The 15,987-nt window shown below is 63.4% G+C and carries 12 protein-coding genes; 4 read left to right on the plus strand and 8 right to left on the minus strand.

Features of this window, described 5'->3' with window-relative positions:
• Positions 1–247: 247 nt before the first annotated feature.
• The 5 genes from QQK95_RS33045 to QQK95_RS33065 form a co-directional block, all read right to left on the minus strand.
• The gene (locus tag QQK95_RS33045) at positions 248–1,018 is read right to left on the minus strand and encodes an SDR family NAD(P)-dependent oxidoreductase (protein WP_284278761.1); all 771 of its coding nucleotides are present in this window, start codon (positions 1,016–1,018) and stop codon (positions 248–250) included.
• Positions 1,019–1,031: 13 nt separating this feature from the next.
• Entirely contained in the window at positions 1,032–2,027 is a 996-nt protein-coding gene (locus tag QQK95_RS33050) for an ABC transporter permease (RefSeq protein WP_284278762.1), read from the minus strand.
• Between the two features lie 119 nt (positions 2,028–2,146).
• Complete coding sequence (locus tag QQK95_RS33055) at positions 2,147–3,187, minus strand: sugar ABC transporter substrate-binding protein (RefSeq protein WP_027051589.1); 1,041 nt, start codon at positions 3,185–3,187, stop codon at positions 2,147–2,149.
• A gap of 39 nt (positions 3,188–3,226) precedes the next feature.
• A complete protein-coding gene (locus tag QQK95_RS33060) occupies positions 3,227–3,991 on the minus strand; it encodes an ATP-binding cassette domain-containing protein (RefSeq protein WP_284278764.1) in 765 nt (254 codons plus the stop codon).
• On the minus strand, positions 3,988–5,154 hold the full coding sequence (locus tag QQK95_RS33065; RefSeq protein WP_284278766.1) for an ROK family transcriptional regulator: 1,167 nt from the start codon (positions 5,152–5,154) through the stop codon (positions 3,988–3,990). Before QQK95_RS33065 ends, QQK95_RS33060 begins: the two co-directional genes overlap by 4 nt.
• A gap of 215 nt (positions 5,155–5,369) precedes the next feature.
• Here QQK95_RS33065 and QQK95_RS33070 point away from each other — a divergent pair, with 215 nt between their 5' ends.
• A complete protein-coding gene (locus QQK95_RS33070) occupies positions 5,370–6,548 on the plus strand; it encodes a M24 family metallopeptidase (protein ID WP_284278767.1) in 1,179 nt (392 codons plus the stop codon).
• A 134-nt stretch (positions 6,549–6,682) separates the two neighbouring features.
• On the opposite strand, the gene QQK95_RS33075 is transcribed toward QQK95_RS33070, so the two are convergent.
• Complete coding sequence (locus QQK95_RS33075; RefSeq protein WP_284278768.1) at positions 6,683–7,987, minus strand: M23 family metallopeptidase; 1,305 nt, start codon at positions 7,985–7,987, stop codon at positions 6,683–6,685.
• Positions 7,988–8,294: 307 nt separating this feature from the next.
• On the opposite strand from QQK95_RS33075, the gene QQK95_RS33080 reads away from it, so the two are divergent.
• Both QQK95_RS33080 and QQK95_RS33085 read left to right on the plus strand, forming a co-directional pair.
• Positions 8,295–9,290, plus strand: a complete 996-nt coding sequence (locus tag QQK95_RS33080) for a sterol desaturase family protein (protein WP_284278769.1) — start codon at positions 8,295–8,297, stop codon at positions 9,288–9,290.
• Complete coding sequence (locus QQK95_RS33085) at positions 9,287–10,429, plus strand: GNAT family N-acetyltransferase (protein ID WP_284278770.1); 1,143 nt, start codon at positions 9,287–9,289, stop codon at positions 10,427–10,429. The genes QQK95_RS33080 and QQK95_RS33085 overlap by 4 nt, the downstream gene beginning before the upstream one ends.
• A gap of 27 nt (positions 10,430–10,456) precedes the next feature.
• Here the strand turns inward: QQK95_RS33085 and QQK95_RS33090 are convergent, their stop codons facing one another.
• Positions 10,457–10,924, minus strand: a complete 468-nt coding sequence (locus tag QQK95_RS33090; protein ID WP_284278771.1) for a peroxiredoxin — start codon at positions 10,922–10,924, stop codon at positions 10,457–10,459.
• 95 nt (positions 10,925–11,019) lie between these two features.
• Here QQK95_RS33090 and QQK95_RS33095 point away from each other — a divergent pair, with 95 nt between their 5' ends.
• Positions 11,020–14,400 (plus strand): DUF3971 domain-containing protein, encoded by a 3,381-nt coding sequence (locus QQK95_RS33095; protein WP_284278772.1) that lies wholly within the window; start codon positions 11,020–11,022, stop codon positions 14,398–14,400.
• Positions 14,401–14,406: 6 nt separating this feature from the next.
• On the opposite strand, the gene tyrS is transcribed toward QQK95_RS33095, so the two are convergent.
• On the minus strand, positions 14,407–15,660 hold the full coding sequence (gene tyrS / locus QQK95_RS33100; RefSeq protein ID WP_284278773.1) for a tyrosine--tRNA ligase: 1,254 nt from the start codon (positions 15,658–15,660) through the stop codon (positions 14,407–14,409).
• Positions 15,661–15,987 lie beyond the last annotated feature (327 nt).

A 15,987-nucleotide genomic window follows, 5' to 3' on the forward strand; every position in this document is an offset into this window, starting at 1 on the left:
ACGGTTGGCCATGCGGGAATCTTTTGCCTGTTCGCGCGCGATGGCTTTCGGCGCAATCGCAAGTGATGACCGTTGTCTTCCGCGATCACACCATAGGCTAACAGGGTCACGCGGTTCACAATACAATTGCAAGCGGTCGATTCCTCCGGGATGTAGCCACTCCAAAAGCCCGCCGCGGGTCGCTCCCGTGGCGGGTTTTTCGTTGGTCAGGAGGTGCTGGCCACAAGGTGCGAGCTTCCCTCAGCGATCAAGGCGGCACCATCCGGAAATCCTTGCCCTCGGGCAGCAATTGCCCGCCATCGACGACAATGGTCGTACCGGTGATGTAGCTGGCGTCGTCCGAGGCGAGGAACAGGAAAGCATTGGCGACATCGCGCGGGCTGCCGAGCCGGCCGAGCGGGATGGAATCCTCCATGTTCCTGATATAGGCGGCGCCGCGATGCTCCTGGATGGCTTCGGTCAGGATGTTGCCGGGCTCGACGCCGTTGACGGTGATGCCGTAGCCGGAGAATTCCAGCGCTGCTGCCCGGATGAAGCCGTTGATGCCTGCCTTTGTCGCCGAATAATGGCCGTGGCCGGGGCTTGTGACATGCGGTCCGGTGATGGAGGAGGTGTAGAGCATCCGTCCGGAACGCTGCGCCTTCATCGGCACCAGGGCTGCGCGGGTGGCATTGAAGGTGCCGCGCAGGTTGACGGCCATGACGCGATCCCAGTCGTCGGTGCTGGTGTTCTCGATCAATTGCCAGGGATAGATGCCGGCATTCTGCACCACGATGTCGAGGCGGCCGTGATGCTTCAGCGCCAATGCCACCGCGGCCTCGGCGTCGCGCATTTGCGAAATGTCGGTGGCGATGAACGGGACGCCGAGTTCAGCCGCGGTCGCTTGCCCGGCCTCGATCTCGCTGTCGGCGAGCACGAGCCGTGCTCCTTCCTCGGCAAAGCGCAGTGCGATGCCCTTGCCGATGCCGCGCGCGCTGCCGATGATTAGCGCTACCTTGTCTTTCAGTCGTGCGGTCATGCGAGCCGTCCTGTCATGCCAGTCTTTGGCGAATGGTTTGCTTGAATGCGTCGAGGAGCACGGCCGCAAGCACCAGCAGTCCGTGGATGACCTGGGTGAAATTGGCCGGCAGCCCCATCAGGTTGATCGCCGTGTTGATGGCCGAGAGCAGAAGCACGCCGGCATAGACGCCGGGCAGGGTGCCGACACCGCCCTTCAGACTGACACCGCCGATGACGACCGCGGCAAAGGCGTTGAACAGCAGGCCGACGCCGAGATTTGCGGTGGCGCCCGAGGTGCGGATCGCCAGCAGCCAGCCGGCAAGGCCGGCAATGGCGCCGGCAAGCACGAAGGCGATGATCAGGTTGCGGTTGACCCGGATGCCGGCACGGAAGGTCGCCGTTTCGTTGCCGCCGATCATCACCAGGTGCCGGCCAAACGGTGTCTTGGCCATGATCAGCGAGAAGACGACGAAACAGGCGATGGCGATCCAGGCGGTGAGCGGCAGGCCGATCAGCCGCTGGATGCCGAACCAGCGGATCGCCGGCGCGAGATCCTGCGCCGAGCGGCCGCCCGAAATCACCAGCACCAGGCCGCGCACCCAGATGTAGGACGCCAGCGTGATGATGAAGGCGCTCATCCTGACCTTGACGACCAGAAACCCGTTGAAGGCGCCAATCAGGCCGCCCACGGCCAGCGCCAGCAGCAGCGACACCGGAACCATCAGCCATTCCGGATGCAGTTGAACGCCAAGGCCGATGCCCGATGAGCAGAACAGGATGCCGACCGCCATGGCGCTAAGTGCGGCCACCGATTCGACCGACAGATCCATATGGCCGGCGATGATGACCAGCGCCAGGCCGATCGACATGACGCCGAGCACGCTGGATGCCTCGATGATGTTGGCGAAGATGCCGAGCTGGAAATAGTTCGGGATGAAGATGGAAAAGACCACCAGCACGAAGACCAGCATGAACCAGACGAGGTTGTCGAGGACGAACTCCAGGGCTTGGCGGGTGCGGGGGTTCATGGACTGATCCGGCTGGCGCATGACCCTGAGAACGGTTCTCGCAAGGCTCATGCGCGGATTGGAATTGCGGAGGATTGGCTCCGGGCCGAGGAGGCCCGGAGCGGTTCAGGCGGCGTGCCCTATTCGACGGATTTGACGGTATCCGTCGGCGCCTTCTGGTTGCCCCAGAAGGCCGGATTGTCGACGTTTTCCTTGGTGATGGCGGCACCCGGGATCTTGATGTTCGGGCCCCAGGCTTCCTTGGTGACGGTCGACTTCAGGCCGAGCACGTCATAGTCGCCGGGCTTGATCTCCTGCTTCTTGACGATCTTGTCCATGAACATGGCGACGGCGGCGGCCTGCGCGTAGAGCGGCTGCTCGACTTCGACATTGAGCCAGCCCTTGCGGATCAGGTCGAGGCCGACCGGAGCGCCGTTCGAGCTCATCAGCATGACGTCGCCCGGCTTCTTGCCGGCGGCCTCGAGCGAGGCGACGGCGGCGACCGAGAGATGCGCGGCATGGCTGAAGATCAGGTCGATGTCGGGGTTTGCCAGCATCTGGTCGGCGACGATGGTGCCGGCATTGCTGGCTTCCCATTGCATGGCTGGAAGCGAGATGATCTTGACGTCCGGGAACGCCTTCATCTTCTCCTCGAAACCCTTCTGGATGTCGAGCGTGTAGGGATCGCCGGGATCGCCGAGCACCTGCAGTACCTTGCCCTTCACAGAGCCGTTCTTGGCTTTCAGGAGTTTTTCGGCCTGGTCGGCTGCGATATGGCCGATCTCGACGGTACCCGCCACCGAGGTGAAGTCGGAAGGCGTCGAGGTGATCTGGCGGTCGAACTCGACGACGGGGATACCAGCTGCTCGCGCGGCCTCGATCGATGGCTTCAGCGCGTTGAAATCGACCGCCGCCAGGATGATCGCCGCCGGCTTCAGTGCGATGACGTCGTTCATCTGCGACTGCTGCGCGTCAGTCTTGTTGTCGGCGTTCAGCGTCTTTATGTCGTAACCGACCTGCTTCAGGAACAGCTCCAGCGCGGTGACCGAGCCGGTCTGGAACTCATCGAGCAATGTCGGCACCATGTAGTAGACGGTCCCCTTGGACTGGGCGAATGCCGGCGTGAGCGTGGCAAAGGCCAGTGCCAGGATACCGAAGACAGCAAGAAGTATTCGCTTCATGTCGTTCGCTCCTCTAGCGCCGGACCCCTCTTTTGCCCCTCAGCCCGCCGGTCCGGCACCGGAAAGCGTCTCCCCGGTGATCATTTTGATCACCGCATCGGGACTTGTTTTGTTGCGCGCGACATCGCCCGCCACGACGCCTTGCCGGATCACCACGATCCGGTCGGCGACCTGAAAAGCCTGCTGCATGATGTGGGTGATGATGACGACACCGATCCCCTGGCTCGCCACCTGGCGGATCATGTCGAGACCGCGCCGCGTCTGTTCGACGCCAAGGGCGGCGAACGGCTCATCGAGCAGCACCAGCTTGCCGCCCCAGTGAACGAAGCGGTTGAGTTCGATGGCTTGCCGCTGGCCGCCCGAGAGATGCTCGACATTGGTGCGCAGCGACGGAATGCGGGTGCCGGCGCTGGCGAGCGCCTTGCCGACGACGGCTTCCATGGCGCGCTCGTCGAGCACGGGAATGCCGAGCACCTTCCTGGTGATCTCGCGGCCCATGAAGAAATTCGCCACCACGTCGACATTGGTGCAGAGCGACAGGTCCTGGTAGACGGTTTCGATGCCCGCCGCCTTGGCCTCGGCCGGCGACCTCGCCAGGAACTCCTTGCCCTCGAACAGCATGCGGCCCGAGGTCGGCTCCAACCCACCAGCAATGATCTTGACCAGCGTCGATTTGCCGGCGCCGTTGTCGCCCAGCAACGCCACGACCTCGCCCTTGCCGATGGAGAAGCTGATCCCCTTCAGCGCTTCGATCGCGCCATAATTCTTGGTGACGTTGTCGAGGACCAGCAGCGGCTCGCTCATGCCGCGATCTCCTTGGCCGTCAGAGGATCTCGGCCGCGTTCGCGCTCGGCGGCGAACATCTGGCCGAAGCGCGGCGACAGTACCCCGGAAACCGCGAGGGCGGCGGCGCCGCGCAGCACCGAATGTTGCCCGCCGCGCGCGACCATCAGCCGGGGCGCGATGCGGTCCTTGCGCGCCGAGACTGAGTTGTGCAGGCCGCCGGTCGAACCGGCCAGCCGTTCGAGCAGGTCGATGGACGCCAGCCCGCCGAGGATGACCGTTTCGGGGTCGAACAGGTTTTCGATGACGGCGACGGCATTGTGAAAGATTGGCGAGACTTCCGTGACCCAATCGGCCTCTGTGCCATTCCAGCGCCGGAGCGCCTCGAGCGAGAGGTATCTTTCGAGGCAACCCCGGTTGCCGCAGGGACAGGCCTCGCCGCCCGGAACGACAGGGATGTGGCCGACCTCGCCGGCATTCCCCCACGCGCCGCGCTGCACGCTGCCGTCATGAACCATGACGCCGCCAAGGCCGACGCCGAAATAGAGGTAGTAGTAGTCGGAGAATTGAGCGCCGAGGCCGTAGAGCCGCTCGCCCATGGCCGCCGCCACCATATCGGTTTCGAAGAAGGCCGGCAGTCCGGTCGAGGCCGCCAGCCGCTCGCGCAGCGCCACATCCTTCCAGCCGGCCATGGTCGTCGGGCCGACGAAACTCATGGATTCGACGCCGAACGGTCCGGGCAGGGCAAGGCCGACCCCAAGCACCCGTCCGCCGGCCCGCAATCCGGTCAATTCAATCACCATCGCGCCGATCAGCTCGAAGGCATGGTCGGGCGTCGCGTTAGGGGCCTCGCGGTAAGTGCTCTCGATCACGTCGCCGCTCAGATTGATCAAGGCGGCATCGATGCCGAGCGGGGTGATGTGGATGCCGACGGCATAGCCGCCCTCGGGATTGATGCGCAGCGTCGCTGGCGGCAGGCCGCGCCCCTTGGGCTCCTCGCGCATGGAGAGGACGTAGCCCTGTTCTTCCAGTTCGCGAACGATGGTCGAGACGGTCTGGACGGTCAGCCCAACGCGGCTGGCGATCTCGCCGCGGGCGATCGGCCCATGCAGGCGGATGGACTCAAGCACGATGCGCCGGTTGTACGGCCGCCCGAACTCCTGATTGGTCCCCCGCAATGCCATGCCTTGCGCCCTCGGTTGACGTGAGGTTCGCACCAAAGATTTATTCAGTCAAATGGAATTCAAAAATAAATCGAGAGCGCCATCCACCCGGCAAGGCCGCAAGCCGCTTCGGGCTTAGGACCTGTTCACGTGCCGCCCTTGGCCGATTGCCGCTATGGCGAAACCGCTTCAATGGTGGGCGAGCTTCGCAACCGTCGAAAAAGCATGGAGCAAGGATGATCGAATTGCCGTTCGCCCGCGACGAGTACCAGCAGCGGCTTCGCAGGATCCGTGCCGAGATGGCAAAGCGTGATCTCGAGCTCCTTGTCGTCAACGACGTTGCCAACCAGCACTACATCACCGGCTATGATGGCTGGTCATTTTACACGCCCCAGCTGGTGCTGGTGCCGTTGGAGGAGGTCGAGCCTGTCTGGATCGGCCGCGCCATGGATGCGGCCGGCGGACTGCTGACGGCCTGGATGAAGCCAGACAATGTAGTTGGCTTCCCGGAGGATCATGTACAGCGCGCCGATCGCCATCCCATGGACTGGATCGCGAACTGGATCGTCGCCAAGGGGTGGGGAAACAGGCATATCGGCATCGAGCTCGAGGCGTACTACTTCTCGCCGAAAGGCCATGCCCGCCTTGTCGCCGGCCTTCCCAATGCGAAATGGCACGATGCCGACCTGCTGGTGAACTGGATCCGCGCGGTCAAGTCGGCGCCAGAAATCGCCTATCTGCGCAAGGCGTCGACGCTCGCCGAAGCTGCCGTGGCGCGGGCCTTCGAGGTGATCGCGCCAGGCGTGCGCGAATGCGACGCCATCGCCTCCATCCAGGCCGCGCAGATCGCCGGCAGCCCCGACTTTGCCGGCGACATCACGGCCCTTCCACCGACCATCCTCGGCGGCGAGAATGCCTCGGCCCCGCATATCATGTGGAGCGACAGGCGGTTCGGGGACAACGAGACGATTGCGCTGGAACTCGCCGGTGTCTGCCGCCGCTACGCCGCCGGGCTGGCCAGAACGATGCAGCTTGGCAAGACGCCGACGCGTGTTGCGGACACGGCAAAGGCGGTGATCGAGGGCATGGACGCGGTGCTCGACGCGGTGAGGCCAGGAACGTCGGCCGAGGCGGTCGAGGCTGCATGGCGCAAGGTCATCCAGCGTTACGGGCTGAAGAAGGAGTCGCGCATCGGCTATTCTATCGGCGTCGCCTATCCGCCGGATTGGGGCGAACACACGATCAGCCTCAGGCCGGGCGACGAGACGGTGCTTCAACCCGGCAATGTCGTCCATTCCATCCTCGGCATGTGGATGGACGGTTGGGGCATCGAGATCAGCGAGACCATTTTGGTCACTGAAACCGGCCATGAGACCCTGACCAGGTTTCCGCGAGAAATCCATGTCAAATCCTGAGGCTAGGTGTGAATTCTGGAGAGGTCGTTCATTTCGGAACTCCTGAAACAGGTGATGCGTCGCACCAACCAGTCTCAAGAATTCAACGGGAATGAACAACCTCCCCAGAATTCACACTTGGGAACGGGCACGCCTCAGAGATACTGGGCGACCTTCTTGCCGACGGCGAGGAAGCGCAAGGGATCGATCGCTTCGCCATTGTGGCGCACTTCATAGTGCAGATGCGGGCCGGTCGAGCGGCCACTGCTGCCGGTCTTGCCGATGGTGGCGCCGGCGTCCAGCTTTTCGCCCACGGTGACGTCGATTTCGCTGAGATGCCCGTAGCGGGTCGCAAAGCCATTGCCGTGGTCGACCTCCACCATGCGGCCATAGCCGCCGTTCCAGCCAGCCTTGGTGACGATGCCGGGCGCCGTGACCTTGGCCGCCATGCCGATGGGCGCCCTGAAATCCATGCCCGAATGCAGTGCCGCGGTGCCGAGGATTGGGTCGGTCCGCACGCCGAACGGGCTGGTGACGGGGTGGCCGGGGGCGGGATTGGCAAGCGGCAGCTGGCGCGCTTCCTTCTTCAACTGGTCGAGCGTGTCCAGGGCCTCGTCCAGTTCCTTGACCTTGCTGTCGAAGATCATCGAACTGTCGAGCGGGATCAGCGGGCCGCCGACGTCGCTTTCGTTCTTGCCGAAATCGCTGTCGACGGGCAGTCCGGCCGCCTGAAGCGCCTGCTGGATGGCATCAGCGCTCTTGTAGGCATTGTCCGCAAGCGTGCTGATGCGGGTGAGTTGTTCGTTCTCGATGGATTTTAGCGACTGGTTGATCGAGACGAACAGCTTGTCGGCACGATCGGCGGCTGTATCGCTGGGCAGCGGATCGGTGCGGGTCGACCACAAGGAGAAAGGCCTGGTATCGGCAGCACCCAGGTCGGCACCCAGGCTCGCGACCGCGTAGTTCTGGGCGGGCTGGCTGATGCTGCCGGTCACCTCGGCGTGCTTGTCCGGTTTGGCGGCTGCGGCCGGATCCTCGGCGGGCGCTGCTCCGACCTCGTTCTCGGCGCGCTCGAGCAGCGGTCCGAGGCGGCCGTGGCGCTGGCTGAGCTGTGTCTGGCGTTCAATCAGTTCGCTGACCTTGTTTTCCATCAATTGCTGGTCGAGCAACTGGCGGCTGGTGATGCGGTCGACCTGGGCGCGAAGCGCCGAGATGCGGTCTTCGTAAGCCTGCTGCATGCGCGCCTGGCGCGCGGTGGTGGCGCCGATCAGGTCGTCGCGCAGCACGAGATAGGAGGTGGCCAGGAGGTAGCCTATGGCAATCGCGGCGAATGCCGAGCCGATGAATGCCGCGAGCCAGGGCCGGATCGTGAAATGCCTGATCTCGTTGCCGCGGGCGATGATGACCGTGTGGGGTTCCTTGCGCCTGCCGAAGACTGCGGACTGACCGGTTGCGTTCACGGGACCAAGCTTTCGTTTACGACACCACGACAGCCTGATTACACATTATTAGGGTTAACAAAGGCTTGCCGGACCGATCGTCCGGCGCCAAACGCACGCGGCGCGCGCAAAGGATTGCATGAAGATGGCCTAGGAAGCGTGCGTAATGCCGTGAAATCATTGGCGATGAGCGCCAATCTGCTGCCAGCAGGGCGACATGTCGGCCGCGATCAAGGTCTAGGTTTCCTTAACTGTCTTCGATTGCTTTTAATTGACGCTTCTCGATTAGAAGCAGTACCGGGGTTTGGGATTCACTATGGCGGCAGGAATGCTGGGCGATCTGGTTGGCAAGATCCTCGACAAGATCTCGGGCACCAGTTTGCTGGCGACCGGGCTTTTGCTGTTGACTGCTTTTGTCAGCGCGCTCGTCGCCTATTGGCGCACGGTCGAGGAGAAGAGCTGGAAGGAGTTCTTCGAGTTCGCCATCCCGCATGAGGTCATCGCCCATCCCTCGGCGAAGGCCGACCTGCTGTTCTGGGTCACGAAAAAGGCCCTGATGCCCTTCCTGATGCTGCCCGCCGGAATAGTCTTCGTCTCGGCGGTAGGCTACGCGACCAACTGGCTGTTTTCGACGCTCTTGCAGTTCCAGCCGCCTCTGGTCGAGGGACCGGCGGGGCCGATGACGGTGCTGATCTTCACCCTCACCATGCTGCTCGCCTACGACATTTCCTATTATCTCTATCACGTCGCCCAGCATCGCTTTCCGGTGCTTTGGGAACTGCACAAGGTGCATCACTCGGCCGAGGTGATGGTCGGGATCACCAAGGACCGGGTCCACCCGCTCGACGAGCTGATGAATCGAGCCTGGGATGGCCTTATCGTGGGCGTCTGCTTCGGCATCTGGTCGCTGATTTCGCTGAACCTTGCCGAACTGACCGTCTTCGGCGTCAACGTCTATGTCATGCGCAACATCCTGATGATGGATTTCGTCAGGCACACGCATTTCAAGATCTCATTCGGCCCGCTCAACAATGTGATCCTGTGTCCTCATTGGCACCAGCTGCATCACAGCACCGATCCGCGCCACTACGACAAAAATTTCGGGCTGCTCTTCTCGTTCTGGGACCGGCTCTTCGGAACATTGTGCGTGCCGAGGCCGGACGAGGACTTCAAGTTCGGACTGGTCGACCGCAACGTGCGCGACTACCAATCCCTCGCTGGCCTCTATGTCATGCCGCTCAAGCGGATGTGGGGGCATATTGCCAGGCGCATGCGGCCTGCGAAGCCAAGGACCTCGCGATCATCGGAAGGGACACGGCCATGAACGCTCCCTTCGTGCTCGCCATCCCGCGGACACGCGCCTTCGAAGTCGTGACGTCGGCGGCGCGCCTGGCCGAGATCGCACCGGCCTGGACCGCGCTCTGGCAGCGAGCCGGCGGGCTTGTCTTCCAGCATCCCGGCTGGATCGCGGCCTGGTGGCGCACCACACCGCATCAGGAGCGGCGCACGCTCAGGATCGGGCTTGCCTGGAACGGCGACCGGCTCGACGGCGTCATCGCGCTCGCCACGTTCAAGCGCTCCGGCATCCGCATGCTCGAATGGGCGGCGAAGGATCACAGCGACTATGGCGACGCGCTGGTCGCGCCCGACAGCGATCCGCAGGTGATCGCCCGCCTCTGGCAGCATGTCTTTGATCAGGGCGGCTTCGACATCGTCTATCTCAACCGCCTGCTGCCGGATGCCGGTGTCCGGACCCTGCTGGATCCGGCCTCGCGCCATGGCAAGGCGCTTCGGCCCAACCACCGCAGTGAAATCAGCTACCGTGTCGTAGGCCCCTGGCAAAGCGGGGCGGAATGGTTCGAGACGCTGTCCAAGAAAGCCCGGCAGAACTACCGCCGTGGCCGCAAGTTCATGGAAGAAGCCGGGGCGGTGCGTTTCCGCCTGCTGGGTGCGGATGACCCGCGCGAGCCGGTGCTCGCACGGGTCGCGGTGCTGAAGCGCCTCTGGCTCGCGCGGCATGGCCGCGCCTCCGACCTGTTCGACGAGGGCTCGCCCGTTCTCGCCGCACTTGTTTCGGTGCTGGCCGAACTCGGGCTGTTGCGCATCTTCGTGCTGGAGCTTGACGACACGATCATCGCCGTCTCGATCAATTTCGAGCAGCACGGCACGATGATGGCTTTCGTCACCACCTATGATCCTGAATATGAGCGCGCCTCGCCGGGCATGGTGCTGATGATGGACTATATCCAGTGGTCGCTCGACCGTGGCCTCGGCAAAGTCGATTTTCTCTGCGGCGGCGAGGATTTCAAGCGGCGCTTCGCCACGCAATCAGTCACGCTGTCGTCGATGATCGGCGCGCGCGGTCTGCGCGGCCGTCTTGCCGTGCTGGCCGATCGTGTCGTCCATGTCAGCAAGTCCTGGCGGGCACAGCGGCAGCCGAAAGCCCAAACGCCCGACGAGTGAGGGCGGGCTCGTATAGGCCTTCGACACTCAAAGCGCGCGAACGGCTTCCAGCACGTCCTCGGCATGGCCTTTGACCCGGACCTTGCGCCAGATCCTGGCGATCCGCCCGTCACGGCCGATCAGGAACGTCGCGCGTTCGACGCCCATATATTTGCGGCCATACATCGATTTCTCGACCCACAGATGGTAGGCTTCTATCACCTTGCGCTCCTCGTCGGCGGCGAGGTCGACGGTGAGGTTGTATTTCGATTTGAACTTGTCGTGCTTCCTGACGGGATCAGGTGACAGACCGATCACCACAGCGCCTGCCTTCTCGAATTCCGGTTTCAGCTGCGAAAAGCTGATCGCTTCCTGGGTGCAGCTCGTCGTGTCGTCCTGCGGATAGAAATACAGGACGACGGGTTTACCGGACGAGGCCGAAAGGCTTAAAGACCCGCCACCGTCCCGCGGCAGATCGAATTGCGGCGCAAGATCGCCCACGTCGAGGTCAGCCATATCGATGCCCTTGTTTGAGGTTACGCGCGACGCCACACCGATATAGTGTCGACCGGGGATTCGTCCACGAGCGAATTTGTACAACGGAAGATTGCGTGGATCAGGAGCAACCGCAGCACGAGAAGATCAGGTTCAGGCGTGACGAGATCACCGACCTGGGGGCTTTGCCGTCGGCGTGCCGCGTTCCACCGCTCGGTCAGGCGTCGATCGGCCGCGGCTTCCGTATCCTTTCGCGCGTGTTCGCCGGCATGGTCGCGTTCATCTTGCTGGCCGCGGTCGTTGTCTATCTGGTCGGGGCATCCGGAGTCGGCTCCGAGCGGCTTCGGGCGGAAGCGGAGACCGCCATCGAGAAACTCGCCGGTGTCGATGTTAATGTGACGGTCGGGCCGGCGCGCATCACGCTCGACAGTTCGAGCTTCGTCGCGCTTCAGGTCAGCGACGTCAGCCTGAAGACATCAGACGCCAAACCGATGGCGGATGCCGGCCGCGTCCGCTTCGGCATGCGCCTGATCCCGCTTCTTTGGGGAGAGGTGCGGCTGACCAGCGCCAGGATATCGGATGCCCGCATCGTTGTGGCGGCGATGCCGTCCGGTGGCGACTGGACAGCGCAATTGCGCAATGAGGACGGCCTCGTCGATCCCGAGAAACTGTCGGACGCGGTGTTCGGCAACATCCATCGCGCTCTCGACGCCGTGCGGGAAGATTCGATGCGCCGGATCGATCTCACCAATGTCGAATTCGTCCTGCCTGAAACCGGATCGATCAAGCTGGTCACGATCGCCGACGCCACCGTCGTACAGTCGGGGCCGGGCGCTGTGGAGTTTTCCTCGGAGGCGGATGTCGACGGCAGAAAGGTCACGGTTGCCGCCTCCGCCACCCGCGATATCGCCGCGCATCGCGTGACGGCGCTGACTGCGAGCGTCGATCTGGCGGCTGGCGACAACACCGCTGCCGGCGCCGGGAAGCTGGGCGCGATCGCGTTGAAGCTGACGGGGGCGGAAGGATCCGGCACCAATGAGTCACGGCTGGCGGCCTCCCTGTCGTCCGCAGGGTCCGTGCTCGATCTTGGCACGCGCGGCTTGCTGCCGGCCGATGTTGATGTCGATGCGACGCTTGTCCATGGCAGCAACAAAATCCAGGTCGACAGGCTGCTCTTGAAGACCGGCCGGTCCTCTTTCAATTTCGGCGGCTCGATAGGGCCAAAGCCGGCGACAGGGGCGGCGGGCGAGGAGCCCTCCTATCGTTACGACCTGACCAGCGATGGTTCGACCCTGGCGCCATCGGAATCGCCTGAGCCCGCACTGAACTTCCTCGCCCGCATTGCCGGCGTCTATCAGACCAAGAGTCACAAATTGGTGGCCGAACAGATCGCGGTTCGGTCCGCTGCCTCGGGCGAGGTGCTCGGCACCGCGGCCGTGGCATTCGTTGACGGCAAGGCACCGGGGGTCAATCTGGCGCTCAGCGTCCATGATATGCCGGTGTCGCACGTCAAGCAGCTGTGGCCGTGGTTCTCGGCCCGAAACGCTCGGCTCTGGGTGCTGGACAAGCTGTTCGGCGGCCGCGTCGTCGATGCCAACCTCCAGTTCCAGGTTGTGCCGGATCGCCTCGGCAACGGCGTGCCGCTTTCGGCCGACGAGGTGTTCGGCCGCTTCCAGATCGAGGGCTCGCGCTTTGACACGGCAGGCCGTATTCCGCCGATACGCGACGCGGTCGGCGTCGTCGCCTTTCACGGCAATGACGTCGACATTTCGCTCGCCTCGGGCACAGTCTTCATGCCCAGTGGCCGCACCGTGGCGGCCAGCAACGGTACGCTGGCGGTCAAGGCGGCGAACCACCCGCCGGTCATCGGCGCCCTCGACATCGATGTGGAGGGCGAGGCGCCGGCTGTCGCCGAACTCGCCTCCTACGAGCCGATCAACGCCATGCGTCATGTCGGCTTCCTGCCGGAGGACCTGTCCGGCAGCGTCACTGGACATGTCCGGGCGGACATCCCGCTGCAGTCCGGCGTCGATACGTCGAAGCTCGACTGGCTGGTGTCGCTCGACTACACCGGCCTGTCGCTGGCCAAGCCGTTCGAGGGACAGACCGTGACGGATGCCGACGGTTCGATTACCGTCGACCCCGAAAAGGCGGTGATTTCCGCCAAGGCAGCGCTCAACGGCATTCCGGCCGAACTCGACCTCATCGAGCCGTTGGCGGACAACGGGCCGCCGCGCAGCCGCAAGGTGGCCCTGGTGCTCGACGACAAGGTCCGTGCCGCGGCCATGCCCGGCCTGACGCCTTTGCTTGGCGGAACGGTAAAGGTCGCGATCGACAAGAGCGGCAGCGGCAACCAGAACGTCTCCGCCGACCTGACCAGTGCCAGGCTGGACATTCCCTGGGCCGGCTGGAGCAAGGGGGCAGGGGTTCCCGCCAGTGTCACCTTCGTGATGACCAAGGCCGGCGACACCACGACGCTGTCCGATTTCAACCTCGACGGCAAGACATTCTCCATCGACGGCAGCATCGTGCTGGTCAACGGCGCCCTGTCGTCGGCCAAGTTCAGCAAGGTCACCTTGAACCGGGGTGACGATGTAGCGATTTCAGTGAAGCGGTCAGGCAAGGGCTACGCCGTCGACATCAACGGCAGTGCGCTCGACGCGCGTTCGCTCATCAAGCAGTTCACGTCCGATGTGGACACCGCGACCAAGACGACCGGAACAGACAACATTTCCGTCAGCGCCGACGTCGAGCAGCTCACCGGCTTCCATGACGAGCAACTGTCCAATTTGAAGCTCGACTACAGCGCGGCCGGCTCAAGGGTGAACGGGCTGAAGGTCAGCGCCACGGCAAGTTCAGGCGCGGCCATCACCATCAGCAACACAACCGGCGACGGCCGGCGTTCGCTCAACGTGAAGTCAGCGGACGCCGGCGCGATACTGAGGTTCCTGAACGTCTACGAGCACATGGAAGGCGGCTCGATCATGCTGGCGCTGACCGGGGCCGGCGACGGGCCGATGAAAGGCAAGGTCGACACCAGCAACTTCTTCATCGTCAACGAACCGAAACTCGCCTCCATAGTCTCGACCACGCCGGCCGGCGACAACCGCAGCCTCAACCAGGCGGTCAAGGGCAATCTCGACACGTCGCGGGTCAAATTCGAACGCGGTTATGCCGAGATCGAGAAAGGCGGCGGCTATTTGAAGCTGGCCAATGGCGTACTGCGCGGTCCGCGCATCGGCACGACGTTCCAGGGCATCCTTTACGACCAGAACAACAATATGGACATGACCGGCACCTTCATGCCGGTCTACGGCCTCAACCGCATCTTCGGCGAACTGCCCATCGTCGGCGCGCTTCTGGGCAACGGCCGCGACCGCGGCCTGATCGGCGTCACCTACCGGCTCAGGGGCAATGCCAACAAGCCGGTGCTCGACGTCAATCCGCTGTCGGTGATTGCGCCGGGCATATTCAGGTCGATCTTCGAGTACCGGTGAACGGCCTCAGGCCGGCCGTACCAGGACGTGTTTTTTCTTGCCCAGTGAAAGCTTTACGACGTTTTCCGGACTCAGATCCTGAAGCGTGACCGTGCGGCGGTCGTCGCTGACCGACTGGTCGTTGATGCGAACCGCGCCGCCCTGTATGTGCCGCCGCGCCTCGCCATTGGACGCGGCCAGCCCGGCGGTGACCAGCAGCGACAGGATGCCGACGCCGGCTTCGAGTGCTGCCTTGTCGGCCCCGACCGTCGGCAATGTGTCGGCGAGCGCCCCTTCCTCGAAGGTCTTGCGCGCGGTTTCCTCGGCCTGGTTCGCCGCTTCGCGGCCATGGACGATCGCCGTCGTCTCCGTGGCCAGGATCTTCTTGGCCTCGTTGATCTCGGAGCCGCCGAGTGCCGCCAGGCGCGCGATTTCGTCGAGGGGCAGGCGGGTGAATATCTTCAGGAAGCGCTCGACATCGGCGTCCTCGGTGTTGCGCCAGTACTGCCAGAAATCATAGGGCGAGAAGAGGTCGCCGTTGAGCCACACCGCACCCTTTGCCGACTTGCCCATCTTGGCGCCCGACGATGTCGTGAGCAGCGGCGTGGTCAGCGCGTAAAGCTGCGGCGTTCCCATGCGATGGCCGAGATCGACACCATTGATGATGTTGCCCCACTGGTCCGACCCGCCCATCTGCAGGCGGCAGTTCTGGCGCCGGGCGAGTTCGACGAAATCGTAGCCTTGCAGGATCATGTAGTTGAATTCGAGGAACGACAGCGACTGCTCGCGGTCGAGCCTGAGCTTGACGCTGTCGAAGGTCAGCATGCGGTTGACGGAGAAATGCCGGCCGACGTCGCGCAGGAACTCGACATAGTTGAGCTTCATCAGCCAGTCGGCATTGTTGACCATGATGGCGTCGTTCGGGCCGTCGCCGAAGCGCAGGATGCGGCCGAAGATGCGCTTGATGCCTTCGATGTTGATGGCGATCGCCTCGGGCGTCAAAAGGCTGCGCTGGTCGTCGCGGAAGGACGGGTCGCCGATCATCGACGTGCCGCCGCCCATCAGCGCGATCGGCCGGTGTCCGGTTTCCTGCAGCCAGTAAAGCATGGTCGCCGAGATCAGATTGCCGATATGCAGGCTGGTGGCGGTGGCATCGTAGCCGACATAGGCGGTGACCGTTTCCTTGGCGAAAAGCTCGTCGAGGCCGGTCTCGTCCGAAATCTGGTGGATGAAGCCGCGCTCGCTCATCGTGCGCAGGAAATCGGATTTGAAGGCAGGCATATTTTGTTTCCCGAAAGCGTCCGGCCGGTCTGATGCGGCCTATATGAAGGCGCGCGTTTAGCATCCAAGCGCGATCAGCAAAAGTGGAATCCGGTTTTGCGTCGGATCGCGCGCCAACCAAGAGGTCGCGATCAGCAAAAGTGGAATCCGGTTTTGCCGTGGATTGCCATGCGCGAAGGATCACAAGATGTCCTGACGATCACCGGTTGTTGAAACGGTGCATCGCGCCGTCCGGCACGAATGCTTGCTTCATCGTTTCGGCTGGCGTAATGAGGCGCCGCGCCAAAGGTTCTTGCAGCCCACGACCTCGAGCGGCACCGCACGGCA

It is taken from the genome of Mesorhizobium huakuii (genome assembly GCF_030160235.1).
GTDB classification, from domain to species: domain Bacteria; phylum Pseudomonadota; class Alphaproteobacteria; order Rhizobiales; family Rhizobiaceae; genus Mesorhizobium; species Mesorhizobium huakuii.